Annotated in this window: 1 protein-coding gene; it reads right to left on the bottom strand. The window is 37.9% G+C overall.

What is annotated here, in order from left to right; translation table 11 throughout:
- Nucleotides 1–437: lyase family protein (locus FJR38_RS08965; protein ID WP_371418182.1), on the bottom strand; the 437-nt coding region annotated here is incomplete at its 3' end.
- Nucleotides 438–1,012: the final 575 nt, after the last annotated feature.

Here is a 1,012-nt window from a genome sequence, read left to right as displayed (position 1 = left end):
TCAGCGTGAATACCATGCGATCGCCCAATCATGACTGTATCCCGATGTGCTGTGGCTTTTTTCCGAATTGCCTCAATTACATCTTCTAGACGTTTTAACAACAGATCCAAACTAGCCACTAATTGTAGTGCTAAAGCAGTATCCAAAACATCAGAACTAGTTAAACCTAAGTGAATATAACGCCCAGCATCACCCACATATTCATTAACATTTGTTAAAAAGGCAATGACATCATGACGGACTTCCGCCTCAATCTCTAGCACCCGTTTCGGGTCAAAATTCGCCTTAGCCTTAATTTCTTCAACTGCTGCTGCTGGAATATAACCCAGTTCTGCCTGTGCTTCGCAAACCGCGATTTCTACATCTAGCCAGGTTTTCAGCTTATAGGTTTCACTCCACAAATCGCCCATCTCAGGCAAAGTATAACGCTCAATCACATTCACAGCATCTAATACAACCGTCATATTTTACATTGTAAATTACCCAGAGATTGAGTCTTCCTATTTTCCTTTCAAAGGATGTTTTAAATCTATTGGCCAAATAGAAAGCTGGTGGCTACCCACAGGTATGGCGATTTCTACTTATCCGCTAGGTAATCAATTAACAATTTTTTGTGTAAATCCAACTTTATTAACTAGAGATTAAGAAATAGGTAAAAAATATCAGCACCGAGTTTCAATCTAGCTTCTTAACCTTTAGTTAAAGGCTAGGTGATAGCATGAAGTAGCCTGTTATTTTGATAATCAATAGGCATCTACTGTCTGGTTTAGGACTTACGCAAAACAGAATGGAAGTAGGGGTAATTCATGAATTACCCCTACGCAATAATCAGGTTTTGAGTTCAATCTTGCGTAAGTCCTATGGTTATAATCTAGATTAAGCCTAGTAAATATTTACCTTTGAGAGGATGCGAACTGACAAGTCAGCACTTATGCTATAGCCATAATTTATCAATCACCATCAATCAAGTAAAAATCTAAGATCAAAATTTGGCTGATAAGTAAAGATTTTC

Origin of the sequence: Anabaena sp. UHCC 0253 (assembly GCF_009712085.1) — a bacterium.
Classification (GTDB): domain Bacteria; phylum Cyanobacteriota; class Cyanobacteriia; order Cyanobacteriales; family Nostocaceae; genus Dolichospermum.
This window is presented reverse-complemented; position numbering and strand designations above follow the sequence as displayed.